Source organism: Pantoea pleuroti (assembly GCF_014156615.1).
Classification (GTDB): Bacteria; Pseudomonadota; Gammaproteobacteria; order Enterobacterales; family Enterobacteriaceae; genus Pantoea; species Pantoea agglomerans.
In genome coordinates this window covers 34,955-60,364 of record NZ_SBFD01000012.1, presented here as the reverse complement: position 1 = coordinate 60,364, position 25,410 = coordinate 34,955, and the positions used below count along the sequence as shown (strand labels likewise).

Below are 25,410 nucleotides of genomic sequence, written 5' to 3'. Positions count from 1 at the left end.
TCGCACCCTCTCTGCCAGGCATAACGTATTAACTGATGCCTTTATGTTTGCGGCGTCAGCTTTATCGGGCTCAGCGCGGCAACCTGTTGCTGCCGGGTTCACTGACGGGCCTTTCTTCTGGCAGCGGGTCGGCAGTGAACTCTGCGCGTTCTGTCTGATTGAACGTGTCCTCTTTATGCTGTGGCTGGCCTGCCACAGCAGATAACATCAGAGGAGAGTTACGCTGAAACGTCCAGTTTATCATGATGCCGAGGCGGCTCGCCTCGACGCACTTAAGCAGTATCATCTGATGGATTCACCGCCGACCGATGCGCTGGATCGCCTTACTACGCTTGCCGCGCGGCTGTTTCGGGTGCCGGTCGCTTTTGTCTCGCTTATCGACGAAAAGCGACAGTTCTTCGCCTCCCGTTACGGTTTAAATATTGCAGGTACGGCGCGCAACGTTGCCTTCTGCCACCATACGCTGGCGCAGGGCGATATCCTCTGCGTGCCCGATACGCTGAAAGATCCGCGCTTCCGCGATAGCCCACTGGTTCACGGTTACCCCTTTATCCGCTTTTACGCGGGGATCCCGCTTTCGACCCCGGATGGGCATCACATTGGCACGGTCTGCCTGACCGACAGCCATCCGCGTGAGCCGCTGACCGCAGAGGACCAGAAGCATCTGATTGATATTGCTGCACTGGTGATGGATCGCATGGAGATGCATCGTCTGGAGTTATTGCGCTACACCAGCCAGCAGCGACTCGAGGCGATCTCATCCACTTCGCCTGACGCCATTGTCTGCACCGACCTTCGGCGTGGCATAACCTTCTGGAACCCGGCCGCCACCGCGCTGTTCGGCTACAGCGCAGAGGAGATGCGCGGCCAGTATATCAGCGAGCTGATCCCGGCTCGCTGCCAGACTGACTACCGTAATGAACTGGTCCGGATTACCTCTGACGAAGCGGCTATCTCGCACCCTCGCTCTTTGCAGATATGGGGTGTCACGCGTGAAGGTCGTGAATTTCCGGCAGAGGTCTCTTTTTCGGGCTGGCGTGAAGAGGGCGAGCGGCTGGTGGGCATGATCATCCGCGATGTCACGGCCCGCTATGAGAGTGAGGCGCGACTCTGTGAGCTGGCCTCACTGGATATGCTGACACGTCTCGCCAGCCGGAGCGCGTTTATGGATCAGGTGGGCCAGCTGACCCGGGCGGGCGTCCCCTATACGTTACTGATGACCGATCTCGATGGTTTTAAAGAGGTTAACGATACGCTGGGACATGCGGCAGGCGATGCGTTGTTGTGTCACGTTGCCGAACAGATTCGTGCGGTGTGCGCCAGTGCTGTGACGGCTGCGCGCCTGGGCGGTGATGAATTTGTGATCCTGTTAGCGGGCGGCAGTGCTGAGGCAGCGATCACTGCGGAGAAACTGATTGCGGCCGTTCAGACGCCGTTCCGCTATCACGACTCGCCGGTGGTGGTCGGTGCCAGCACCGGCATCGCCTCCTATCCGGAGCACGGAAGGGATCCCTCTTCGGTGATGTCCGCCGCTGATCTGGCGCTCTACCGCGCCAAAGCGTCGGGTAAAGGCTGCAGCATGCTGTTTATGCCCGCGTTTCGTGAGGCGGAGCAGCAGCGCCGCCGCTTTGAGCGCGAACTGGAAACGGCGGTGCGGCAGCAGCAGTTCACTCTTTACTATCAGCCCCGCTACGACGTTGAAAGCGGAAAGCTTATTGGCTGTGAGACGCTGGTGCGCTGGCAGCATCCGACGCGCGGGCTGCTGTTGCCGGTTGAATTTATAGGCATGCTGGTTAAAAGCCCGCTTTCAGTCACGCTGGGTGAATGGATCATCCGCAGTGCTCTGGCACAGGTCCGGCAGTGGCAGGTTCGCTCTCCTCAGCTTCGCGTCAGCATCAACCTGTTTCCGCGCCAGCTGGCAGGGAACAGCCTGGAGACGGTGATACGTGAGAGTGCCGGAGGCGATGCCGGTTTTGTCGAACTGGAAGTGGATGAGCCACTGCTGGCCGTGCTGATGCAGGATATGCCGGTTCAGGTTGACGCCGTACGCCGAACGGGAGCCTCGTTCGTTATCGATCATTACGGGCGTACGCTGGGGGCGATTAACCTGCTGCGCTACAGCGTTGTGACGGGTTTTAAAATCGATAAGTCGATGACGCACGAGCTGGGTTCCAGCATGCGGGTGCGTATGATGTTCCGGGCAATTACCGCGCTCGGCAAAAGCCTGGGTATCCGGGTGGCCGCCGAAGGGGTGGAAGACAAAGAGCAGATCGCCTTTGTTACCGCCGCCGGATGCGACATTATGCAGGGCAATGGTCTGTGCCAGCCACTGACGCCGGCGGACTTCGAGGCGATGCTGTGCGGAGAGGAGCACTATCCACCCGCTGTCGCCAGTGGTTCCGACGTTACGCCACGCGAATCGGTCTGATGGTGACGAGCGGAGAGGAGAATGCCCGACGCCTGATAGTCTGCGCCTCAGGGTGAGTGTGCGGGCCGGTATTCCTGTTTCAGCAAGCCGAAGATCCAGTCATCCTGCCACTGGCCGTTGAGAAAGAAGTTCTGCCGCAACGTCCCCTCCTGCACAAAGCCCGCTGAGATCAGGGTCCGGCGTGAGGCCGCATTGCCTGCTGTCACCGTCGCGATCAGTTTGCGGTAATCCTGTTGCTCAAAGCAGAAGGTGATAATGGCATGCAGAGACTCGCTGCCGTAGCCTTTGCCCTGCGCATCTGCGGCCAGAATAAAGCCAAACTCCGCAATACCCTCTCCGCGATCGATAAACCCGCAAAAGCCAGCCGGAGAACCGGATGTTTTTTCTCCGATAACCAGACAGAGCCAGTGCCTGCAGCCCTTGTACCAGGCGGGCAGGCGGACATCAAATGAGTGGGTTCTGATCTCTTCAGCGCTGCGCGGATCGCTGATGTACTGCATCACCGATCTATCCTGACTGACTGCCAGATAGAAGGGCCAGTCTTCCTGCCGAAGTGGCCGATAAGTCAGGCGTGGCGAGGTGACTTTCAGCGGTATTTCAGACGGTACTTTAGCTGGCCCTTCAGTTGTCATCGTGCAACTCCCTGTGGATCGGATCTCTGTGGCGATGGCGCAAAAATAACACAGAGTGGCTGACTGGCGGGACGTGCTTTCGCCGCTCTGCGAGGTATCCCGCAATCCCGACGCTATCTCAACAGCGCCTGCTCTCGTGTATTGTCCAGATCCCGCTGGCCACATTTGCTCTTATCGCTGCGCTGTCAGGCCTTCTTCCCACTTCATTGCTACGCTTTTAGCCAGATGGCTGAAAATTGACCCTGATGAGAGTAATCCCCATGGAATTGAAAACGTTTGAAACTGGAGCCTGGGCTGCACTGCAGGAATCTGCGCCCGATCCACAGGGCGGATTTCGTTATCTGATGCTCTGTACGGTCGATGCTCTGTTGCAACCTCAGGCGCGCACCGTGGTTCTGCGCCAGTGTGTCGACGACCGCCGGATGCTGACATTTCATACGGATGTTCGCAGCCCGAAGTGGCAGGAGATGGCGGCGAATCCGCAGGTTACCGTGCTGGGATATTGCCATCAGCGTCGCCTGCAGCTGCGGCTGGCAGGGCGGGTTGAGTGTTATGCGGCGGGAAGTGATGTTGCCCGGGCAGCCTGGCGTGCGTTACCGCAGCACACGCGGCAGACTTACACCGGCGGACCTCCGGGGGAAGCGCGGACAACGGCTAACGAAACGCCTGACGCGACGGCAGCGGAAACCGGGGAGTCCCGTTTTGGCGTGGTGATTTTTCAGGCCAGTATGCTGGACGCCTATCAGCTTCAGCGAAACGAAAATCAGCGCGCCCTGTTTCGCTATTCGGCTAACGGCGAGTTGCAGGAAAGCGAATGGCTCAACCCCTGACCCGATATGCCTGATTCACTTCAGGTCGGGTTAACGCCTGATTGATCCTGTTTTCGCGCACGCGATAAAAGAGATTTCACTGTCTGCCGCTTCGTTATCTGTTTTTTATCTGCCGCACCGCTTAATCGATTTTAGCACCACGTTATCTTCATATAATGGCGTTTTTCTGCTTTTTACTATCTTTTGTCATTGTTTGTGCCAGGCTTTAACTAACCGAAAAGCAGTGACTTATGCTCAAGGTAAAGAAAAGAACAAATGATCGCTCTGTATCACAGGCAGGTTAAACATGAACAATCAACCTCCTGAAAAACCAGGGTCAGAGGGTAGCGACCAGGTGATAAGCCTGGCGGAGGAAACCGTTGAGGTCTCGAAACAGCGGGTCATCGACGGTCATGTCAGGGTTACCCGACAGGTCACTGAGCATCAGCAGAAGATTGCGCTGATGCTCCGGCACCAGACGGCGGAAATAGAACGCATTCCTAAATCGGAACGCCTGGCTGAGATGCCGGAGATCCGTGAAGAAAATGGTGTTCTGATCATTCCTGTCGTTGAAGAGGAAATCGAGATCGTTCGTCATCTGGTGCTGAAAGAGGAGTGGCATATCCGCAAAGTTGTCAGTGAGGAAGCGACAGAACAGGTTGTCTCCCTGCGAAAACAGCACGCTCACCTGACCCGAATACCCTATTCAGAGCCGTCCGAATCTATCACCGAGGAGCACAACATGGCGCGTGAAACAATCGTAACAATGTTCAGCAATATCTCATTGGCAGAGGGTGCAAAGCGTAACCTGATCAAGGCCGGGTTCCTGGATGATGACATTGATATCATCTCCGGTGATCGTTTGCGTACCGAAGGTCAGGAGGCCCGTCACCCTGGCTTCTGGCAACGCCTGTTCGGCAATACGCTGGAGGAGGATCAGGCCGAAGTGTATGAAGACGCGATGCGAACCGGCGGAGTAGTGCTGTCGCTGCGGGCCGATGAAGATGAATTACCTCGCGCCCTGGGCATCCTTGATGCACATGAAGAGCTTACCGAGCGCAGTGCGGCGCTGCCCGATGATTACGCGCCCGGTTACGCGACCAGTGATGGTCTGACTGCACCTGCCAGTGGAACGCTTCAGGATAATGCCGCCGTCGATCCGCTTTCTACCGCTCCTGCCCATCGTGGCGCTGCCCGTACTGCCCTGACCGGTGACGAAAGTGACGAGGATGTACTGCGTCTGGCAGAGGAGCGACTGGAAGTGGGTAAACGTCTGGTCAGCGAAGGGTCAACCCGCGTTCGCCGCTACACTGTCACCGATCAGGTGTCAGAAAATGTATCGCTGCATGAGCAGCACGCCGCAATCTTCCGTCGTCCGGTGAATGAATCAGGTTCACCCACTCATGTTGACTGGTCTGAAAAAACTGTCGAAGTGGAAGAGACGCATGAGCAGCCCGTCATTAATAAGACCGCGGAGATCATTGAAGAGGTGGTGTTACGTAAAGAGACAAGCGATCGGGTTGAAACCATCAACGATTCGGTACGTCGTCAGGAAGTGGATATTGACCATGCCAGTACAGATCCTCTCGGCGCAGACCGGCTGACCGGGAATCGTACTGTGGCCGATCCGTTACTTGAAAGCACGCGTCAGGCCCGCGCTGACCACGACTCCCGTCCGGTAACGCCAGGCAGCGAGCCAGCGCATAAAGAGGGTTTCGCGGAGAAGGCCGGTGATAAAATCGCGGAAGCGAAAGAGAAGGTTGAAGACAAGTTTAAAAAGCCGTAATGCCGGAGCGGTAATTGTCGCATTTCATGCCTGAAAAACCCGTCGCAGACGGGTTTTTTCATAAATCACACTGAAATTCCGTAGGCAATTTAATGGCATCACTTAGACCAGACACCCGTTGATGGTGAATGGCCACATTGAAAGTTGTATAGAGCTCTCGTCTTAAGTGTATGTACGTTATTAGTGACCTGCCGCCAGTATTAGATAAAACGATCAGTTAGTAATGTCGGTTTTTTTACCTTCTGATTTTCCATTTCTCCAGCCTGCTGCAAATTCAGACGGCGTCTGGTAATTCAGCGATGAATGAGGTCTGGACTCGTTATAGTCCTGCCGCCAGTCATTAATGATTTTCCGGGCATGAACAATATCGCTGAACCAGTGTTCATTCAGGCATTCATCGCGAAAGCGTCCGTTAAAACTCTCAATAAATCCGTTCTGTGTCGGTTTACCGGGCTGAATAAGCCGCAGCTCCACGCAATGCTCAAAGGCCCACTGGTCAGGTGCTCTGTAGGTAAACTCTGGTCCCTCAGTTCTTATCGTAGCCGGATATCCGCGAAACAGCGCAATACTGTCCAGAATATGCGTGACCTGCACGCCTGAAATCCCAAAGGCAACAGTGACAGTCAGGCATTCCTTCGTGAAATCATCCACGCATGTCAGGCACTTGATCCTGCGACCGGTGGCCAGTGCATCCATGACGAAATCCATTGACCAGGTCAGATTAGGCGCATCCGGGCGAAGCAGCGGAAGCCGCTCAGTCGCCAGACCCTTACGACGTCGTCTGCGCTTCACACTCAGGCCGTTAAGGTGATAAATGCGGTATACCCGCTTGTGGTTGACGCAAAGGCCCTCCCGGCGCAATAACTGCCAGATGCGCCGGTAACCAAAGCGGCGGCGTTCAGGCGCCAGCTCTGTGATGCGCAGAGACAGCTGCGCGTCAGCAGCCGGACGCTGAGCTGAATAACGGCAGGTTGAAAGAGACAGACCTGCCAGCCTGTTGGCACGACGTTGCGACAGACCGGCGACCTGACACATGACTTCCACGGCTTCCCGCTTCTGGTATGTCGTCAGAACTTTCCACCAGGAGCCACCTGGAGCGCCTCCTTATCCAGCAAAGCTTTAGCAAGCAGTTTCCTGAGTCGGGCGTTCTCTTCTTCAGGTGACTTGAGCCGCTTTACTTCGGGGACTTCCATGCCGCCGAACTTCTTGCGCAAGGTATAGAAGGTAGCGTCTGAAAATAGCATGCTTGCGGCAGAGTTCCCGTGCAGAAACCCCGGCTTCGGCCTCGCGGAGGATACTGATGATCTGTTCGTCGGAAAACGCTTCTTCATGGGGATGCCCTCATGTGGCTTATGAAGACATTACTAACATCGGGGTGTAATAATCAACGGGGAGCAGGTCATATCAGTCATAGCACCATCGCCTGGCACGGGCTGACTCGATTACCATCCCGATAGTAAGAGGGATGGCCTCGCGCGGGTTTTTTGGATAGTAGAGGCTGAAAGCCACCAGATCAGAATCCATTCCAAACGCATCGAAGACGTTCTGAAGGCATTCCGCAGCGTCCTCCGGGTCAAGCTTCATGTCCTGATTAAGCGACATCTCTGGCGTGAGTGTTTTTTTCCGGAACGTAAGCAGCGATCGGCCGTTCCACGGCTCAATGAGTGCCATTACGCGTGCCTGTGTGTCATCTACCATAACTTATCCTCCCCGCGAGCGATGGCATTGTACAGTCTGACCGCATTGAAACTGATGTCGGCAACGTCTCTTGCCAGAATCACCCAGCCCACGACGGGTATCGCCCGACCGACAAAGGTGCTGAGCTTATGCGTAAAAAGGATACGCGCGGTCCGGGGCGGGTATCCCCCTACGATGGTGGGGAGCTGTATGCCGAAAGGAAACTTGGCGTTAGGGAATACTCTGCGTGCTGCCCGTGAGGCATAGGAGGTACCCTTGAGAGCATCGCGCGGTTTGGTGCGGGTAGTCAGGACATTACGTCCAGACAGGATGGCCACGATCGCTCCGAAGTCATCAATGCCCAGCTGTTCAGCGACTTCTTCACAGAAAATCATGAAAAAGAGCTCACCAGCGGTGAGGTTCGGTCTGCCCGCGTAGAAATAGGTGTTATTGAGTTCTTCAGTCGTATCCACTGCCAGCTCCCACAAGTTCACTTCATTCATCATCCTGATGCTTTTTAAACAATACCTCGCGCGTTCATGCTTGACAACCTGACGGTCTGCGACAGGATAATAAAAAACGGTAATTTCACCTCATCTCCCTGCAGGCACTCGCGGCATCATTTCAGAAATGGGCATGGTTTCGCTATGCTTATGTCTTAAATGATTTTTTATGCCGTCAGCACGCTGAATAACGGGAGCGGGACGGCACCAGGCACTCTGGAGTGCATACCTGGCCATAGAGAGATAAAGGTTATAGAAAGGTTCGTGGGGTATTAAACATTTCCCATTGTTTATATCCATACCTTACATAGACCTGCATTTATCGATACCACAGGAATCTACATTAGAGTCACATAAGCGATTTGCTAGTGACGGCTTTGCCTTATTTAAGTTTTCTCCAGGGTTTTCTTAAGAGATAAAAAGGCTTTCTGTACATGCTGGTTACCAGTCTGTGCTGCCACGAAGCGATGAACCCCCCTCGCGTTGTGCAGACCGCGATCCCTGACTACCCTTGCTGTTGTTTCTATCCCAAAACGGGCCGGATAGCCTGAACGCCGGATTAGCATCTGCAATTTTTAGTCATTAACGGCAGGCGATCGTAAATCTGCCGTGCATTATCAATCAGGGAAATCATGACAGAACAACGCAACGCCGATCATTACCGCGCTGATGAGCACATTGATCCTTATATCTCGGTTCAGGGTGCAAGAACACATAATCTCAAAGATGTTTCACTGCGATTTCCCCGCAACGCCATGGTGGTGTTCACCGGGGTTTCAGGCTCCGGTAAATCGTCCCTCGCCTTTGATACCCTCTATGCGGAAGCCCAGCGCCGGTTTATCGAGTCGGTGTCGCCACATGCGCGTCGTCTGATCGATCAGGCTGCTGCGCCGGATGTGGATAATATTGACGGACTTCCACCCGCGGTGGCGCTTCAGCAGAGCCGGGCTGGCGCGCAGGAGCGTTCAACGGTGGGTAGCCTCACCCGAATTTCTGTCACGCTGCGCCTGCTGTTTTCCCGGGCGGGCGTAAGGCCTGAAGGCGTTCCCTTTATGACCGCCGATTTTTTCTCGCCTAACAATCCTGAAGGTGCCTGCCCCCATTGCCAGGGACTGGGAAGAGTGCACACCGTTAAAACCGAGTCGATGGTGCCGGATGTCTCACTGAGCATCCGCCAGGGAGCTATCGCTTCCTGGCCCAGAGGCTGGCATAACAAAAATCTGCGCAGCATCCTTGAGACACTCGGCTACGATGTCGATGCGCCCTGGCATACGCTTTCAGCCCGGGATCAGCAGTGGATACTGCTGACTGACGAACTGCCCTCGGTGCCGATTTTTGTCGGTCTGAACGCTGAGCAGCGTGAAAAAGCGCTGGCGGCGGGCGAAGAGCCGGCTTATACCGGCACGTACACCAGTGCAGCAAAAATCGTGCTGCAGAGTTATTCGGGTGGCAGCGAGACGACAAAGAAACGACTGGCACGCTTTGTGACAGTCACTCCCTGTTCTGAATGCCACGGTAAAAGGCTAAACCGGGATGCGCTGTCCGTGACCTTTGCCGGGCATGACATTGCCAGCCTGAGTGAGCTGTCGGTCTCCGAGCTTGCTGAACTGCTCAAGCCTTATGCGCGTGGCGCATCACCGGACCTGCCGGCAGAGGCGGCACTGCGTGAGGCGGTTATCCGGATGGCGTCGGATATCTGTATGCGGCTTGAGCAGCTGGAAACGCTGGGTCTGGGTCATCTGGCGCCGGGACGCCGTACCACCGTACTCTCATCCGGCGAGCTGCAGCGCGTGCGTCTGGCCACCCAGCTGATATCGCGGCTATTTGGCGTGCTTTATGTGCTGGATGAGCCGTCAGCCGGGCTGCATCCCGATGATGTCAAATCGCTGCTCGCATCTCTGAAGAACCTGGTGCGTGCCGGTAATTCGCTGGTGGTCGTCGAACATAATATTGACCTCATCGCCGAGGCGGACTGGCTCATTGAGGTCGGCCCAGGCCCGGGAAATAACGGCGGTGAGATTGTCTATAACGGCGAACCAGCAGGGCTTGAAGAAGTCAGTGCGTCACCCACCTCGGGCTATCTTTTCTCACGAAGCTATACCGGGCTGCGCCAGCGCCGGCCCGCAGAGAGCTGGCTCAGCTTTGAACAGGTCTATTGCAACAATATTGCCGGAGTGGATATCGCCATCCCACTGGGGAGAATGACGGCCGTCACCGGCGTGTCCGGCTCCGGAAAATCGACGCTGCTGAATCGCGTGCTTCCGGAAATGCTCGGACGTTTTGACAAAACCCCTGACATCGAGGAGGGCGAGGAAGAGGATCTGGTGCCGGACGTTAAGGGTCAGGTTGTCAGCGGAAGTGACGCCATCGGCCGTCTGGTCCGAATCGATCAGCGTCCTATCGGACGGACACCACGCTCAAATCTGGCCACTTACACCGGATTTTTCGACATTGTCCGCAGGCTGTTTGCAGACACCGACGCGGCGAAAGCCAAAGGCTTCAGCGCCAGCCGGTTTTCCTTCAATCTGCCAGCCGGACGCTGTCCTGCCTGTGAAGGGCAGGGACAGATTTCGATTGAGCTGCTCTTCATGCCGAGCGCTACCGCAACCTGTTCCGTCTGCGCGGGAAGCCGTTATAACCCCGAAACGCTGGAGGTGAAGTGGAACAACCTGACGATAGCGGATGTGCTTGATCTGACCGTGGACGACGCCACTGAGGTGTTTCATGGACATGACGGGATCCAGCGTTCGCTGAAGGCATTGACGTCGCTGGGGCTGGGATATCTGACGCTGGGTCAGCCCGCCACTGAACTGTCGGGCGGCGAGTGCCAGCGTATCAAGCTCGCCTGGGAGCTGCAGCGGGTCCAGCGTACCTCCACACTTTATCTGCTTGATGAACCGTCGACAGGCCTGCATCCATCAGACATGGATAAGCTGCTGGTAGTGCTGGATGAACTGGTGAAGCGTGGTCACACCGTGATCATGGCGGAACACAACATGCGCATAGTGGCAGAGGCGGACTGGGTGATTGATCTGGGTCCCGGCTCGGGTCTTAAAGGAGGAAGAGTTGTCTCCTCCGGCTCACCGGAAGAGGTCAGCGCATCTGCAGAGAGTCTGACTGCGCCCTGGCTTTCCGCACAGCTGAAAAAGAGGGCGGGCGATCCGGAGTAATCGGGCGGTAGAGATATCTTCCGCTGAAGGTGATGTAGTCTGAGGGCTCAGGGGCAATATGGAGGCTCCTGAACCCGCAAGCTCTTATTATTACCAGAGGAGAAGCCTTCTGGTCAGGAATGATATCGGTATTCTGCCAGTAGAAATGACCTTGCCGGCTTGTAAGGACTTTACTCAATAATATCCCTGTCACTCCCGTTACCGCTTTGCAGGTTTTCGATGGAATGTATCAACCTGCGGGCATTCTTAGGCGATCGCAGCAGCCAGGCCGTCTCTTCCAGTGAGTTATATTCTTCAAGCGACATCAGCACGCAGGATTCACCGTTCTGGCGGGTGATCAATACTGGCGATTTATCTTCAACGGTCTGAGCCATAATGTCACACAGATTCTGTCGGGCTTCGCTGTAACTGATTGCTCTCATGGAACCTCCTTAGTGGGTATTACAGCTCATTTTACAATGACGACTGCTGGCAGGGGAGTTTAGGTGAGAATTCTGGAGATGAAATCTCGAAAGTGTTTCCTTTTGCGAAACAGATGATGTAGTGTTTCTTATGGCGAAACAGCGAGTCTGATCGTGATTAAAAGCTGGAAGCACAAGGGATTACAAAAGCTTTATGAGAAAGGCGACACAAGCTGCGTGCAGTCTCAGGACGCAGAACGTATCAGGCTGCGCCTGCTTGTAATTGATGAAGCCGTATCAACGGATGAATTCAGAAACTATCCGGGCTTTCGCTTTCACCCACTGAAGGGTGAAAGAAAGAACCTCTATTCAATTACGGTCAGAGCAAACTGGCACATCACGTTCGAATTTACAGACGGCGACGCATTCATTCTCAACCTTGAGGATTATCACTGATGGCAATGTTTAATCCGCCACACCCTGGTGGCCTGATAGCGGAATATCTCGAAGATAACGACATCAGCTTGCGCAGTCTGGCTAAACAGCTGGGCGTTTCCGCAGCTTCGCTGAGCAAAGTGGCTAGCGGTAAAGCCTCCGTCAGCCCGGAAATGGCTGTACGGTTGGAGGCGGGCCTGGGTATTGCGGCACGGCTCTGGTTATCCATGCAGGCCGCATGTGATCTGCATAAGGCGCGAGAAACTACAGATGTTTCCGGCGTTCCTCTGCATCCTGGGATCGTAGCATCATCATTGCGGGACGAGACGGTATAGTCCTCGCCCCGTAGCGGCTTTCCTCATCGCCAAAACAAACCTTTTATCTCATCAGCGCAGCGGCGTATTAACCTGTAACGCATCCAGCTCACGGGCGTCGTGACTGCAAAAAAAGGTGATTTCGCCGCCGCGCTGGCAGGAGAGCTCACGCAGTCGCTGCTGATTGTGCCGTCTCGCCACGTTATCCATGCCCATCATCCACTGGTAAAAGCGCAGTCCTGGCGTGCAGTGCCGCGTCTGCTGCCGCATTTCGCCGCGGTAAAACCAGGCATCGCCGCCGTGCAGTAGCCAGCCGTCGGGTTGCTGAATCGCGATACCCGCGTGACCCGGTGTATGACCCGCCAGCGGTACCAGCAAGAGCTCCGGCGGTAAGTCACGCAGGCGATTAACCGCCTCAAAACCAAACCACTTTTCACCCTGCGGCTGATAGGTCTCCCAGTTGCTGATCCCACCCCATTGTCCGGGCCGGTAACGTTCCCGTGACAGCCAGCTATGGCGCTGATGCGCGGTATCAACCTCCTGCTGCAACAGATGGATTCGCGCCTGCGGAAAATCGGTCAGTCCGCCAGCATGATCAAAGTCGAGATGGGTCAGAATAATATGCCGCACATCCTCAGCCCGGAAACCCAGTGACGTAACCTGCGACAGTGCGGTCAGTTCATCGCGGCGCTGAATATTGTTTAATGCGCGGAAAAAGCCGGACAGGCGGCTGCCGGGCGCATGGATATCCTGGCGACCAAAGCCGGTATCCACCAGCACCAGCCCGTCGCGATCCGTCTCAATCAACAGACAGTGACAGACCAGATGTGCTTTCAGGCCTTTACTGAATCCATCATAGAACGCGCCGCCCAGCGGGCACATACAGCCACAGTTAAGGTGGTGAATTTTCATCGGGCCTCCATAGGGTAAATGGGGATATCTCTGAGAAGCTACGGCATGTCCGGCGCGCAGCACATCAGCCTGGCTATAGAGTGTAGAGAGGGATGGCGCAGTAGGCGGAGCGGTGAAGCGGATAACCGGGCAAAATTGCCGGTTATCCGCCAGAAAGCAGAGGATTATCAGGTGTGGAACAGCGGGAAAGCACCGGTCAGCAGACCGCCCGCCATCAGCACCAGACTGACCAGAATCCCCCACTTGATGGCAAAGCGCTGGTGGTCGCCGATGTCGACTTTCGCCAGACCCACCAGCAGGTAGACTGACGGCACCAGCGGGCTCAGCAGGTGGAACGGCTGGCCAACAATAGACGCGCGGGCAATCTCTTCCGCGGTGATGCCGTAGCTGGCTGCCGTCTGGGCGATAACCGGCAGGATGCCGAAATAAAACGCATCATTCGACATAAAGAAGGTAAACGGCAGACTGACCAGCGCGGTAAACACCGCAAGGTAAGGCCCGAAGCTATGTGGAATTACCGCCAGCAGACTCTTCGCCATGGCATCAACCATGCCGGTGCCGGAAAGGATGCCGGTGAAAATACCGGCGGCAAAAATCAGCGAGGTGACGGCCAGGACGTTACCGGCATGGGAGCCAATGCGCGCTTTCTGCTCCTCCAGCGTCGGATAGTTGAGCATCACCGCAATCGCAAACGCCAGCATAAACAGGATCTGAATCGGCAGTAAACCAATCACCAGCAGCACCAGCAGCACGGTGGTCAGGATGAAGTTAGGCCAGAACATCTTCGGACGGCGGTTAGCTGCGCACTCTTCAGCATCGCCCAGTCCCAGCTCAATGTTGTCGATATGGTGATCTTTCAGGGTCATTACGCCAAGACGCTTACGCTCACGCAGGCCAAACAGCACCGCCATCGCCACCAGGCTGGCGCAGGCCAGCAACATGGCGGGCAGCATCGGAATAAAGATGTCGAGGGCGTCGATGCGCAGTGCCGCTGCAGCACGGGCCGTCGGGCCACCCCAGGGGGAGAGGTTCATGATGCCGCTGGCAAGGTTGACCAGACAGGTCATCATCAGCACGTTCATACCCAGCCGGTGATAGAGCGGCAGGAATGCGGCAATGGCAATCATGTAAGTGGTAGAGCTGTCACCATCCAGCGAGACCATTAGCGTCAGCACCGCCGTTCCGACCAGCACTTTCAGGGGATCCCCGCGCACCAGCCGGAGAATGAAGCGTACCAGCGGGTCAAACAGTCCGGCATCGATCATCAGACCAAAATAGAGAATGGAGAAGGTCAGCATCACGCCGGTAGGGGCCAGCGTTTTGACGCCATCCAGCATCATGGTACCCAGGCCCTGGTAAAACCCGCCAATCAGCGCAAATAGGGTGGGTATCAGGATCAGCGCAATCAAGGCTGACATGCGTTTGGTCATGATCAGATACATGAAGCAAACAACCATGGAAAAACCCAGTATCGTCAGCAAATTAACAGCCCTCGCAATGGCGTAAAAGTAATGAAAAAGTTACATGTCGGCAGGAAAATTCAGGTAAGTACTTAGCGTGATAATGATTAACCTGTTGTTTTAATTAACCCTGCCCAGAAAGATGATATTAAATCGCTGTCAGGATTTAGCATTTATTTAACAAAAAAGAGTGATCACGATCATCTTTAAACGAATCTTAAACGAGTTTGTGTGACTGGGATCAAAGGGGGCCACGTGCAACCATGCATTTCGGGCCAGCTGGAAATGGAATCAGAGGTGCTGGGTACAGGAGAAACAGGGGGAACGGCTGAGTCAGGTTGCTCAGCCGGTCGGAGGGATTAGTTACTTAACAGCTGGAGAATCATCTCAGGAGTCTTGTTCGCCATCTTGCTGACGGCCGTCTGACCCTGCTGAATAATCTGGCTGCGTGCCAGCTGGCTTGCTTCTTCAGCATAGTCCGCATCCTGTATGCGGCTGCGAGCCGTTGACGTATCCACGCCCTGCTGCGCCAGCACATTACGGTTCGATTCGTAACGATTTATCTTCGCGCCATAGGTCGACTGATAGCCGCTGATCTTCTCCAGCGCGCTATCGAGCGCCTTCATGGTGGTGGAGATGTCATCACTGTTCAGCAGTGTGGTGTTGTTCAGCCCCAGCGTTTTGGTATCTGACGGCGTAGCGGGGATGCTATCCGACTGCACTGGCTGACCATAATCGGCGCTGGTGACCACTTCCAGAGGGCGACTCTCATGTGGCGGCGTTGCAGGCACGCCTTTGGGTTCCGGCAGCTTTCCCCAGGTCAGATTGCCGGTGAAGGAGCCATTGCCCACCACCACCACAATCAAATCCTCGCTGACGGTATCCAGCGTGATGCGCTCAAGCCGGTTACTGGTGATGGTGCCGTTGTTGAAATCGCCGCTGGCGACATCCTCATAGCGATCGCCGTCACCGCTGTAAGTGATGTTCATGCCGTTGTAGGTGCTGCTGTTACTGCCCGCCAGCGTCCAGCTCGGGCCGCCCTCCAGCAACTGAGAACTGTCATAAGTCGCACCGCTGGCAAATCCGTTACTGCTGGTCAGCAGGCGACTATCCGCAGTAGCCGCATTAGTGATGCTTTTGCTGGCCCAGGTGTAATCAGGCGCACTGCCGTCCAGTGGTGTACCGACCAGGTGCTTACCGCCGCGGGTAAAGAGCTGGAGATCGTCATCCATACCCAGCGAATCAATCGTGATGCTTATCGCCGTCGAGCCTGCCGGGATATAGGCCAGCGGGATCACGCCCGAGGTAAAGGAGTAATTCTTGCCCGGCACCGGAAACTTCGTGTTGATAGGGTCAACGTTACCCAGTTTCGCAGGAGGCAGATCGGGATTATTAGTCGCCAGCGGATAACGCCCGAAAATCTCGGTGTGGTCAGCGACTTCGTTGATGCCTGCCAGAATCTGCTGATACTGGCTGTTGACGCTCTGCCGATCCGCGTCTGACAGCGTGCCGTTGGCTGCCTGGACCGACAGGGTACGCGCCTGGACCAGCAGATCGACGATGCTGCCAAGGCCGCCACTGGCAGTCTGGGAATAGCTGATGGCGTCATTGAGGCCACGCGCTACCACCGCATCGGCATTGATATTGGCCGTCATGCGGTTGGCAATCGCCTGACCTGCCGCGTCATCTCTGGCACTGTTAATTCTCATCCCTGATGATAACCGTTCAACCGTTCGTCCCAGAACAGAGTCAGTGTTGTACCGCGTTTTGTTCGTAATCGCGGCGGTTTCGTTATGGTTGATCGTTAACATGGTCGCTTCGAACAGGGAGAGGAGTCTCTGTTTTATCGGCAGGGTGATAAGCAGCTTTAATCTCTGTGGCGACAAAAAGGCAGGGAATACGGGGCCGGACGGTCAACAGTCTGATGGCTAACCGCTTTTCAGATAAAAAAAATTAACGGTTCAAGGATGGCAGGAAACACGCCTGCTACGCGATGACGCAGCAGGCGAACGAAGATCAGTTAAAAACCATGCCGCCATCAATCAACAGCGACTGACCGGTCATGTAATCGGAATCGGGACTGGCGAGGTAGGCGACACAGGCTGCCACATCTTCCGGCTCAGAAAGGCGTCCCAGCGTAATGCGTTTCGCAAATTCCTCGGTGCCGTAACCGGCAGGCTTGCCGGCTGCTTCAGAGATCTGCCGGTCGATCTCTTCCCACATCGGTGTTCTGACAATGCCAGGGCAGAAGGCGTTGACCGTGATGCCGGCAGGTGCCAGATCGCGCGCGGCGGTCTGCGTCAGGCCGCGCACGGCAAACTTACTGGAACTGTAAACCGCCAGCTCCGGATTACCGACATGACCCGCCTGAGAACAGGCGTTGATGATTTTGCCGCCGTGACCTTCTGCAGCAAACGCTTTAATCGCGGCCTGCATACCCCAGATCACCCCTTTGACATTGACGTTGTAGACCTTGTCGACCACCGCTTCGGTGATCTCAGCAATCGGCGTGGAGGGCGCAATACCGGCATTATTGACGATGACGTCAAAGCCGCCCAGCGTGCGGCGCGCCTCTTCTACCGCTTCCATCACCTGATCACGCTGCGAGACATCGACTTTCAGCGCAATCGCTTTGCCGCCCTGCTTATTGATCTTCTCCGCGACCTGGCGTGCGGTCTCCTGATTAAAATCGGCTACCGCAACCGCCAGTCCATCTTTCGCCAGACGCAGGGCTATCGCTTCACCAATGCCCTGGCCTGCGCCGGTCACAAATGCCACTCTGTTTTTCATCATGATTTCCTTTTTGAGAAATTAAAGAAGCTGGCTCAGATGCAGCTGACCCATCAGCAGCGGGTTGTCGGTGTAATCGACCGGCACAGCCACCACGGCGGGTCCCTGAACATCCATCGCTTTACGCAGCGTCGGCTCCAGCTCTGCCGCGCTGGTCACCGCAAAGCCCGCTGCCCCAAACGCTTCGGCGTAGGCTTTGAAATCGACCGGCCCAAAATTGACGCCCGAGACGCGGTGATATTTTTTCTCTTCCTGCATCGCCACCATGTTGTAGGCGTTATCGACCCAGACGATGTGCAGAATGTTGGCTTTTAAGCGGACGGCAGTTTCCAGTTCCATGCTGGATTGCAGGAAGCCGCCATCACCGGAAACTGAAACCACTTTGCGCTGCGGCTCGACCAGCCAGGCACCAATCGCCCACGGCAGGGCCACGCCCATCGTCTGCTGACCGTTGGAGATCATGATCTGCCGGGCGCGGAAGCTGTAGAGATAGCGGGCGATCCAGATGTGGAAGCTGCCCATATCGACGGTAAGGCTGACGTCACTGTTAATGATGTCCTGCATGGCGCGCACAATGCGCAGCGGATGCAGAGCAAACTGATTGAGGCTGGCACCCTGCATCGCCAGCAATTTGCGCTGCTGCTGACGATCCTCAAGGATGGTGGCGGCTTCCGGGGTCAGCTGGAGTGGGGCGGTGATGCGCGCGGCGAGTTTACGCACCGTGGCGGCGATATCACCCACCAGTTCTGCGTCCGGCAGATAGCGGTTATCGGTCTCAGCGGGTATTACGTCGATATGAATCAGGGTGGCGTTACCGCTGTTCCACATCGCCGGTTCATATTCCACCGGGCTGTAGCCGATGGTGACGATCAGGTCAGCCTGTTGCAGCAGCCTGTCGCCCGCCTGGTTGTTAAACAGCCCGACGCGCCCGGCGAAGCGTGAGAAGTGATCCTGTCTGACCGCTCCCGCTGCCTGATAGGTGCTGGTGACCGGAATGTGACTGCGTGTCAGCAACTCATGAATCGCTTCGCTGTTCTCTGTCTGGCTCGCCATTAATCCCAGCAGGATGACCGGATTTTTAGCCCCGGCGATGGCCTCGCTGACGGCGTCGATCATTGAGTCAGGTGCGGCGCCCAGTACCGGGCGGCCTTTGCTGCTCAACGCTTTGCCGGTAACCGGCTGATCGACAATATCCTGTGGCAGGCTGATAAAGGCACCGCCGCCCCGGCCATGTTCGGCGTGGCGAAACGCATTCGACAGGCATTCAGAAAGCGCAGCGGGGTCGGTGACCTCAACTGCATATTTAGTGATTGGGCGAAACATTGAAACCGTGTCCATGCTCTGATGAACCTGCTTGGCACTGTCGGAGCGCTTCACCTGACCGCCGATAGCCACCACCGGATCGCCTTCGCTGGTGGCGGTGGCCATGCCGGTGATCAGGTTGGAGCAGCCCGGCCCGGAGGTGACCAGCGCCACGCCCGCATTGCCGGTAAGGCGTCCCACTGCGGCGGCCATAAAGGCGGCGTTTGCTTCGTGGCGAACCGGGATGGTCTGGATGGAGGAATCCAGCAGTGAGTCGAAGACTTTATCAATTTTTGCGCCAGGAATGCCAAAGACGTGGCGGACGCCCTGTGCCTCAAGTTGCGCCACCACCAGGTCAGCGCCACAGGTCCAGAGTGTGTTATCGGTTGGAGTTTTCATCGTCATTCCTCTGATTAGCTTTCTACCGCACGAATCGCGGCGTCAAGATTGGCGGGGTTGAGGTCGGCATTGAGAAAATCGCTGTCCTGCGGCAAATCCACGACCAGCTTGCTGATGGCACCAAAGGTCAGGGTGCCCTGTTCCAGCGCATAATCGAGAATGTGGCCGCCGCCTTCGCGGTCGTCGGTAATAAAATGTTCGTGATAGCCCGCAACGTTAATGCCCTGCATATATTGCGGCGTACGGAATCCGATCAGTTCGCCCGCACGCTGGCTGAAGGCAAAGGTCGGCTGATCGCCCAGCACTTCCGGCATTGAGCGATAGGGACGGCACTGGCATGGCACGGTGCGGGTCTCGACGCGACTGAAACGACCGCTGATGCGCAGTGCGCAGAACTGGTTATCGGAGGTGATTTCGTTGTCGATCACCTGATGGATCGCCTCACGCGACATCGGCCGGTCAAATTCATACAGATGCTGCGGTTTAAAAAAGGTCATCACAGCAAACGGGGTTTTCTGCGCCGGATCGGCCGGGTGCGCGCTGCCGTCGGCGTGCAGCTGATAGACCTTGCTGTCAAACGCGATCATCTCGCCATCCAGCCGGTTAAAGGTACCCAGGCCAAAATCTCCTTTACGCAACAGATCGGCAATACACACATTGCCGTCGTAAACGCCACTCAGCAGCGCACTCATTAAAGAGGTCTGATAGATAACGCTTTCTGGTGCATCCTGGGAAAGCGTTAAGATAGTATTTTTTAGTTGATCCTCACAGGAACAATCAGTTACACAATTGCTCATTTGATGCCTCGTCGATTAACCGTTAAGCCGTGTTAACCTAATGGTGAACCGATTCAGTCGGTGGGTCCAATAGCGAAACCTGTTAACTTTGAGACGTTTTTGATATGGAACTTCGCCACCTGCGTTATTTTGTTGCCGTCGCCGAGACGCTTCACTTCACCCGGGCCGCTGAAATGCTGGGGATTTCGCAGCCGCCGCTGAGTCAGCAGATACTGCGACTGGAGCAGGAAATTGGCACACCGTTGCTGAAACGCCTGACGCGTGGAGTGGAACTCACCGAAGCGGGCGAAGCGTTTCTGGCGGATGCCAGGCAGATAGTGCAACTGGCCGATCAGGCACTGGAGAACGCACGCGGTATTGCGCGCGGGATCAGTGGTCAGCTGTCGCTGGGCTTTGCCAGCTCGGTGGCGTTTAATCCACGCATCTTCACCCTGATCCGCCAGTTTAAAGAACGTTATCCGGCGATGGAGCTGCTGACCCGCGAAGAGAATATGTCTTTGCTGATGCAGGATTTACAGGAAGGATTGCTGGATGCCGCTTTTATCCGGCTGCCGTGTGAAAGCAGCAAAGCATTTAATCTGCGCGTCATCTCCACCGAAAAGATGCTGATTGCGCTGCCGCGCTGCCATCCCCTCAGCGGCACACCCACCGTGGCGCTATCCGCGCTGGCGGGGGAAACCCTGGTGATCTTCCCGCGCGACGTCTCGCCCAGCCTGTATGAGTTGATTGTCACTGCCTGTCTGCGGGCGGGCTTTTCGCGCCACACTTTTCAGCAGGCTCCGCAGATCACTACGTCGCTGGGCATGGTGGCGGCGGGCTGCGGGATTGCGCTGGTGCCGGAGTCGATGCGCTGCGTCGATAACCCCGGGGTCAGCTTCTGCGATATCGAAAACAACACGCTGTTTACTGATGTTGCCTTTGCCTGGCGTCGGCTTCATCCGTCAAAAGCGGTGCTGCATCTGCTGGCGCTGCTGGCAGAACAGCCTGCGGCACCAGGCGAAGCGGGTTGATAAGCGCCAGCTATTGAACTGAAAACAATAACCAACTGGCGGCCAGGGACCGGGATGCCAATAATCGGTGCATGACTACATACCGCGTAAGAGTCGGGTTTCACAACCCGTCAGCCCTGACATTCAGGCAACTGGATGAAATTCTGGAGCCGCAGCGATTCTGGAGAACAGATTCGGCGGGCGGCCAGTTCCGCTATTTCATGGAGTATGAGTACCAGTCTGACGTGCGCGATCTCTGTTCGGTCTGCTCGCTGGCCTACAGTCAGGCCTGCAAAGTCAGAAAGTGCCCGCTGATTCTGGTCGAGGTGATGAACTGATCCTTTCCGGCGATCCCGCAGTTCTCAGCACGGGATCGCCGGGTATTGTTTTAACGTGAACCGCGCTGCATCAACAGACTTAACGCGGCGGGCAGCACCGTGAGCGTCACCAGCGTACCGCTGACCAGACCGCCAATAATCGCCAGTGCCATTGGCCCCCAGAAAACCTGATGGGCGATGGGGATCATGCCGAGTATTGCCGCACAGGCGGTCAGCAGAATGGGACGCGCACGGTGATGGGCAGCCTGCCGGATTGCCTCACCCGCGGGCAGTCCGGCCCGGCTATTCGCATCGACTTCACTGATCATGATTACCGCGTTGCGGATGATGATCCCCGCCAGGGCAATAATCCCCAGCAGCGCCACGAACCCCAGCGGTGTGCCAGCCGGTAGCATCGCAGATACGATGCCGGGCAGGCCAAAGGGTGCCATGCTCAGCGCCAGCAGCATGCCGGAGAAGCGTTGCAGCTGAATCATCAGCAAGACCAGCATGACGCAGATCGTCACCGGCAGCAGAGCAAACACTGAACCGTTGCCTTTATCCGATTCGGCTGCCACGCCACCTTCTTCAATACCGTATCCGGCAGGCAGCGAGGCGCGCAGGGCGGCGACGGTTGGTGCGAGCTGCTGCGAGACCTGTTCAGCCCGCTGACCGGGCGCAATATCGGTCTGTACGGTGATGTAAGCCAGCCTCTGACGTCGCCATATTACCGGGTCATCCACTCCCCAGTTCAGCGTTGCTACCTGTCGCAGTGGGATTTTCTGTCCGCTGGCATTGGTGATCATCAATCCTGCCAGTGTGTCAGTGTCCTGCCGCTCCGGGTCATTGCTGCGCAGCACGACATCGATCAGGCGGTTACGATCGCGCAGGGTGGTCACCACGCTGCCGGACATCAGAGTATTCAGCGCGGTGGCTATCGTTTCGGAAGAGAGTCCGGCTGCGCGAGCTGCGGTCTGGTTCACCGCCAGCGTCATGACCCGTTCTGGCTCTCCGGCGGTAAGATTGACCTCGCGTGTCAGCGGTGAGCGGGCGATCAGCGCCGCCAGCCGATCGGCCGCCTGCCGCACCCTGGCATTATCCGGGCCGGTGATACGATATTTCAGCGGCCAGCCGACCGGTGGACCCAGCTCAAGCGGCGATACCCGGGTGGTGATATCACTGAAATCCACCGCCAGCTTCTGCTCCAGCCTGCTGCGCAGCCGATCGCGTGCCGCCAGATCTTTCGCCACCACCACCAGCTGCGCGATGTTTTCATTATCCAGCAGCACATCCATCGGCAGATAAAAGCGTATTGCGCCCGAGCCAACGTAGCTGGTGAAGTTCGCCACATCCCGATCGTTGCGTAGCATCTGTTCCAGCTGTGCGGTCCGGCGGGTGGTTTCAGCCTGCGCTGCACTGGCGGGAAGCGTCAGGCTGACCAGCAGCTCGGGGCGATCCGACGCAGGGAAAAATTCACCCTGCATAAAAGTGGTGGCGTAAAGGCTGACCAGCAGCACCGCCATCGCTGTGCCAATCGTCACCAGCCGGTTGCGCAGAATCACCTCCAGCAGCCGATGGTAGCTCCGCGTCAGCACGCCCGGCGGCTTATCGGCCTTGATGTGCCTGGCCGACAGCAGCCAGCAGCCGGTGAGCGGAGAGAAGATGACAGCGACGACCCACGAGCAGAGCAGCGCCAGGGCGATCACCACAAACAGCGAGTAGCAATATTCTCCGGCACTGGAGGCGGCGAACCCGACCGGAATGAAACCGGCGATCATCACCAGCGTACCGGTCAGCATCGGAAAGGCGGTGGTTTTAAACGCATAAGTCGCGGCTTGCCACTTGCTGTCGCCCGCCTCGAGTCGCGCCACCATCGCCTCGACAGTAATCATGGCATCATCCACCAGCAGCCCCAGCGCGATAATCAGCGCGCCAAGCGAGATGCGCTGGAGTCCGATGCCAGCCATTAACATGCCGGTAAAGGTCATTGCCAGTACCAGCGGGATCGCCGCCGCAACGACCAGACCGGCACGCAGTCCCAGCGAAACAAAGGAGACGGCTAACACGATGACGACCGCTTCGCCCAGTATCCGGACGAAGCCGCTGACCGCGTTTTTCACCACCGAAGACTGGTCGGCCACACGGGTCATAGTAATACCGTGTGGTAACTGACCGGCCAGCATCTGCATGCGCTGACTGAGCTGCTGACCGAAATCGAGCATGTTGCCGCTGCCGGCCATGGAGATCGCCAGCCCGATAGCCGGAACGCCGTTAACCCGGAACGTCGGGGCTGGTGGTTCGGCAGGTTGCAGGCTGATGGTGGCCAGATCGGTCAGCGGAATAAAACGCTCACCGATATGCAGGGTAATCGCCCGCAGATTTTCAACCGAAGTCAGGGTGCCGCTGACCCGCAGCGCAATATTCTCGCGGTCGGTACGCAGGCTGCCCGCCGGGACGACATCGTTCTGGGCTTTAATGGCGTCGCTGACCTGCTGTAAATCGAGACCCATGCCGTTCAGCTTGCGCGGCGAAAAGGCGATAACCACCTGCTGCTCCTGTACACCTAACAGGCTGGTTTTACCGATGTCGGGCAGACTGGCCAGGTTGCGACGCAGGTTATCAACCCGGTCGCGCAGCTCTCTGGCGGTAAAACCATCCGCCGTGAAGCCATAAATGGTGCCGAAGGTATCATCAAACTCGTCGTTAACGGCCGGACCCTGCACGCCCTGCGGCAGTGAAGGGGTAACGTCCTGCATCTTTTTACGCAGCTGGTACCAGATGCCGGCCACCTGAGAGGGCGGCGTGTCATCGCGCAGGTTGACATAGATGACGGTTTGTCCGGCGCGGGTTTCGCTCTCAACCGCATCCAGAGACGGGATCTCCTGCACCTTCTGTTCCAGTACGTCTGTGAGCAGTTGCACAGTGGTGTTCACATCAGCGCCTGGCCATTGGGCTGAGATTACGGCAGTTTTGATAGTAAACGCCGGGTCTTCGTTGCGTGACAGATTTTCATAGCTCAGCACACCCGCCGCCATGACCAGCAGCATGAAAAAGATCACCAGTTGCTGATGCGCCAGCGCCCAGCCGGAGAGGTTAAAGCCAGACGATTTTTTCATGGAGCCTCCTGGGAAAGCGCCACTTTTTCGCCAGGCTGCAGGGTGCTGACCCCGGCGGTGACGACGCGCTCCCCCGGCCGGATCCCGGCAGTAACGAAGATTTGTTGCGCGTTAAAGCGGGCCAGCACTACCGGACGAAGCTGCAGGCGTGACGCCGCATCAACGACCAGCAGCGCGGGTTTGTCTGCGGAGCGGGTCAGGGCGCTGGCGGGCAGGACGATGACCGGCGGCTGCGCATCGGGAAGGCTGACAATGACCGTGGCACCGGGAGCCATCGCCTCAGGCGGCTGATTTAGCGAGATGCGCAGCCGCCATGTGCGGGTCTGCGGATCGGCCTGCGGGCTGATGTCACGCACTGTGCCACTGGCCTGCACGCCGGGATCGGCGAGCAGCGTTACTTTTAGCGGTGTCCGGTCATCAGGGCGCAGCAGCGCAGGCGTTGTCAGGTCAAACACCGCATCGCGTGCATCTCCTGCTGCCAGCGTCATCACATTTTGTCCGGCGCTGACCACCTGACCTGGCTGAACCGTGATGGCGGTGATCCGACCTGCTGCAGGCGCAGTCAGCTGAGTCCAGCTGAGGTTATCCTGGGCATTTTTCAGTGCCGCTTCGCTGCTGAGACGGCGGGACTGCGCGCTCTGCCAGTCCGCCTGGGCGCTGTCCAGCTGGCTGCGGGCGATGGCCCCACCGGGCATCAGCAGCCGCATCCGATGCAGGTTAAGCGCGGCGACCCGTTCGGCGGCGCGTGCGCTGTCGAGATCGGCCCGCGCGCTGCTTAGCTGATTGCGTGACTGATCATTTTCCAGCGCTGCCAGCGATTGCCCGGCGCTGACGCGATCGCCCAGCTCAACCGCACGGCTCACCACCCGGCCATCCAGCCTGAATGCCAGCGCAACCTCTTCATGAGCACGGATTTCGCCAGTCAGCACCAGCGACGCATCACTGCTGAGCGTTGGGGCAATCACTGATTTAACCGGGCGGAGCGGGGCGGCAGGCGGAGCAGAACTATTGTCCCGGCAGCCGGTCATGATGAATACCCCGAGCAGCACGAAGATGATCGGTGCAAAGATGTGAATACCAAAGAGATGACGCCACACCTGGCGGGCAGCATCCGATAAGAAGTCTGTCATAACCGGGTTCCTTTAATGAGTTGTGCTCATTAAACCCGGCTTG

The 25,410-nt window shown here is 56.9% G+C and carries 20 protein-coding genes and 1 pseudogene; 8 read left to right on the top strand and 13 right to left on the bottom strand.

Annotated elements, in window-relative coordinates; genetic code table 11:
* The first annotated feature begins 289 nt into the window (after positions 1–289).
* The gene (locus EPG66_RS20480) at positions 290–2,428 is read left to right on the top strand and encodes a putative bifunctional diguanylate cyclase/phosphodiesterase (RefSeq protein ID WP_182687952.1); all 2,139 of its coding nucleotides are present in this window, start codon (positions 290–292) and stop codon (positions 2,426–2,428) included.
* Positions 2,429–2,475: 47 nt separating this feature from the next.
* Here EPG66_RS20480 and EPG66_RS20475 read toward each other — a convergent pair whose 3' ends face one another.
* Positions 2,476–3,060, bottom strand: coding sequence for a GNAT family N-acetyltransferase (locus EPG66_RS20475; RefSeq protein ID WP_072036856.1), 585 nt, complete (start codon positions 3,058–3,060; stop codon positions 2,476–2,478).
* Between the two features lie 260 nt (positions 3,061–3,320).
* Between EPG66_RS20475 and EPG66_RS20470 the strand changes: the two genes are divergently transcribed.
* Positions 3,321–3,890 (top strand): pyridoxamine 5'-phosphate oxidase family protein, encoded by a 570-nt coding sequence (locus tag EPG66_RS20470; RefSeq protein ID WP_069027158.1) that lies wholly within the window; start codon positions 3,321–3,323, stop codon positions 3,888–3,890.
* Positions 3,891–4,176: 286 nt separating this feature from the next.
* Entirely contained in the window at positions 4,177–5,655 is a 1,479-nt protein-coding gene (locus EPG66_RS20465; RefSeq protein ID WP_039387314.1) for a YsnF/AvaK domain-containing protein, read from the top strand.
* A 213-nt stretch (positions 5,656–5,868) separates the two neighbouring features.
* On the opposite strand, the pseudogene EPG66_RS20460 reads toward EPG66_RS20465, so the two are convergent.
* From EPG66_RS20460 to EPG66_RS20450, 3 genes and pseudogenes are all read right to left on the bottom strand, one after another.
* Positions 5,869–6,960, bottom strand: a pseudogene (locus EPG66_RS20460) (IS3 family transposase).
* A 99-nt stretch (positions 6,961–7,059) separates the two neighbouring features.
* Positions 7,060–7,353 (bottom strand): DUF1493 family protein, encoded by a 294-nt coding sequence (locus EPG66_RS20455; protein ID WP_083070583.1) that lies wholly within the window; start codon positions 7,351–7,353, stop codon positions 7,060–7,062.
* Positions 7,347–7,805, bottom strand: a complete 459-nt coding sequence (locus EPG66_RS20450; protein WP_083070647.1) for an STM2901 family protein — start codon at positions 7,803–7,805, stop codon at positions 7,347–7,349. The genes EPG66_RS20455 and EPG66_RS20450 overlap by 7 nt, the downstream gene beginning before the upstream one ends.
* 662 nt (positions 7,806–8,467) lie before the next feature.
* On the opposite strand from EPG66_RS20450, the gene EPG66_RS20445 reads away from it, so the two are divergent.
* The gene (locus EPG66_RS20445) at positions 8,468–11,005 is read left to right on the top strand and encodes an excinuclease ABC subunit UvrA (protein WP_182687951.1); all 2,538 of its coding nucleotides are present in this window, start codon (positions 8,468–8,470) and stop codon (positions 11,003–11,005) included.
* A gap of 170 nt (positions 11,006–11,175) precedes the next feature.
* Here EPG66_RS20445 and yefM read toward each other — a convergent pair whose 3' ends face one another.
* Positions 11,176–11,427 (bottom strand): YoeB-YefM toxin-antitoxin system antitoxin YefM, encoded by a 252-nt coding sequence (gene yefM / locus EPG66_RS20440; protein ID WP_137229137.1) that lies wholly within the window; start codon positions 11,425–11,427, stop codon positions 11,176–11,178.
* 153 nt (positions 11,428–11,580) lie between these two features.
* Here yefM and EPG66_RS20435 point away from each other — a divergent pair, with 153 nt between their 5' ends.
* Positions 11,581–11,862 carry a type II toxin-antitoxin system RelE/ParE family toxin gene (locus EPG66_RS20435; RefSeq protein ID WP_182687950.1) on the top strand — a complete coding sequence of 94 codons (282 nt, stop codon included), beginning with the start codon at positions 11,581–11,583 and terminating at the stop codon, positions 11,860–11,862.
* Positions 11,862–12,176, top strand: coding sequence for a HigA family addiction module antitoxin (locus EPG66_RS20430; RefSeq protein WP_039387307.1), 315 nt, complete (start codon positions 11,862–11,864; stop codon positions 12,174–12,176). The genes EPG66_RS20435 and EPG66_RS20430 overlap by 1 nt, the downstream gene beginning before the upstream one ends.
* A gap of 51 nt (positions 12,177–12,227) precedes the next feature.
* Here EPG66_RS20430 and EPG66_RS20425 read toward each other — a convergent pair whose 3' ends face one another.
* The 6 genes from EPG66_RS20425 to budA all read right to left on the bottom strand — a co-directional run bounded on the left by EPG66_RS20425 (position 12,228) and on the right by budA (position 19,815).
* Positions 12,228–13,067 carry an MBL fold metallo-hydrolase gene (locus EPG66_RS20425; RefSeq protein WP_182687949.1) on the bottom strand — a complete coding sequence of 280 codons (840 nt, stop codon included), beginning with the start codon at positions 13,065–13,067 and terminating at the stop codon, positions 12,228–12,230.
* Between the two features lie 167 nt (positions 13,068–13,234).
* The gene (locus tag EPG66_RS20420; RefSeq protein WP_031593743.1) at positions 13,235–14,548 is read right to left on the bottom strand and encodes a CitMHS family transporter; all 1,314 of its coding nucleotides are present in this window, start codon (positions 14,546–14,548) and stop codon (positions 13,235–13,237) included.
* Positions 14,549–14,886: 338 nt separating this feature from the next.
* Positions 14,887–16,338 carry a flagellin N-terminal helical domain-containing protein gene (locus tag EPG66_RS20415; protein WP_182687948.1) on the bottom strand — a complete coding sequence of 484 codons (1,452 nt, stop codon included), beginning with the start codon at positions 16,336–16,338 and terminating at the stop codon, positions 14,887–14,889.
* Positions 16,339–16,543: 205 nt separating this feature from the next.
* Positions 16,544–17,317, bottom strand: a complete 774-nt coding sequence (locus EPG66_RS20410) for a (S)-acetoin forming diacetyl reductase (RefSeq protein WP_064703086.1) — start codon at positions 17,315–17,317, stop codon at positions 16,544–16,546.
* Between the two features lie 21 nt (positions 17,318–17,338).
* Entirely contained in the window at positions 17,339–19,018 is a 1,680-nt protein-coding gene (gene alsS / locus EPG66_RS20405) for an acetolactate synthase AlsS (protein WP_083070580.1), read from the bottom strand.
* Between the two features lie 14 nt (positions 19,019–19,032).
* Complete coding sequence (gene budA / locus EPG66_RS20400) at positions 19,033–19,815, bottom strand: acetolactate decarboxylase (RefSeq protein ID WP_182687947.1); 783 nt, start codon at positions 19,813–19,815, stop codon at positions 19,033–19,035.
* A 104-nt stretch (positions 19,816–19,919) separates the two neighbouring features.
* On the opposite strand from budA, the gene EPG66_RS20395 reads away from it, so the two are divergent.
* The gene (locus tag EPG66_RS20395) at positions 19,920–20,825 is read left to right on the top strand and encodes a LysR family transcriptional regulator (RefSeq protein WP_069027166.1); all 906 of its coding nucleotides are present in this window, start codon (positions 19,920–19,922) and stop codon (positions 20,823–20,825) included.
* 71 nt (positions 20,826–20,896) lie between these two features.
* Positions 20,897–21,142, top strand: coding sequence for a hypothetical protein (locus EPG66_RS20390; RefSeq protein ID WP_010256845.1), 246 nt, complete (start codon positions 20,897–20,899; stop codon positions 21,140–21,142).
* Between the two features lie 50 nt (positions 21,143–21,192).
* Here the strand turns inward: EPG66_RS20390 and EPG66_RS20385 are convergent, their stop codons facing one another.
* Positions 21,193–24,237: an efflux RND transporter permease subunit gene (locus EPG66_RS20385; protein WP_182687946.1), complete on the bottom strand. Its 3,045-nt coding sequence runs from the start codon at positions 24,235–24,237 to the stop codon at positions 21,193–21,195.
* Complete coding sequence (locus EPG66_RS20380) at positions 24,234–25,367, bottom strand: efflux RND transporter periplasmic adaptor subunit (protein WP_182687945.1); 1,134 nt, start codon at positions 25,365–25,367, stop codon at positions 24,234–24,236. The genes EPG66_RS20385 and EPG66_RS20380 overlap by 4 nt, the downstream gene beginning before the upstream one ends.
* Between the last annotated feature and the right edge of the window lie 43 nt (positions 25,368–25,410).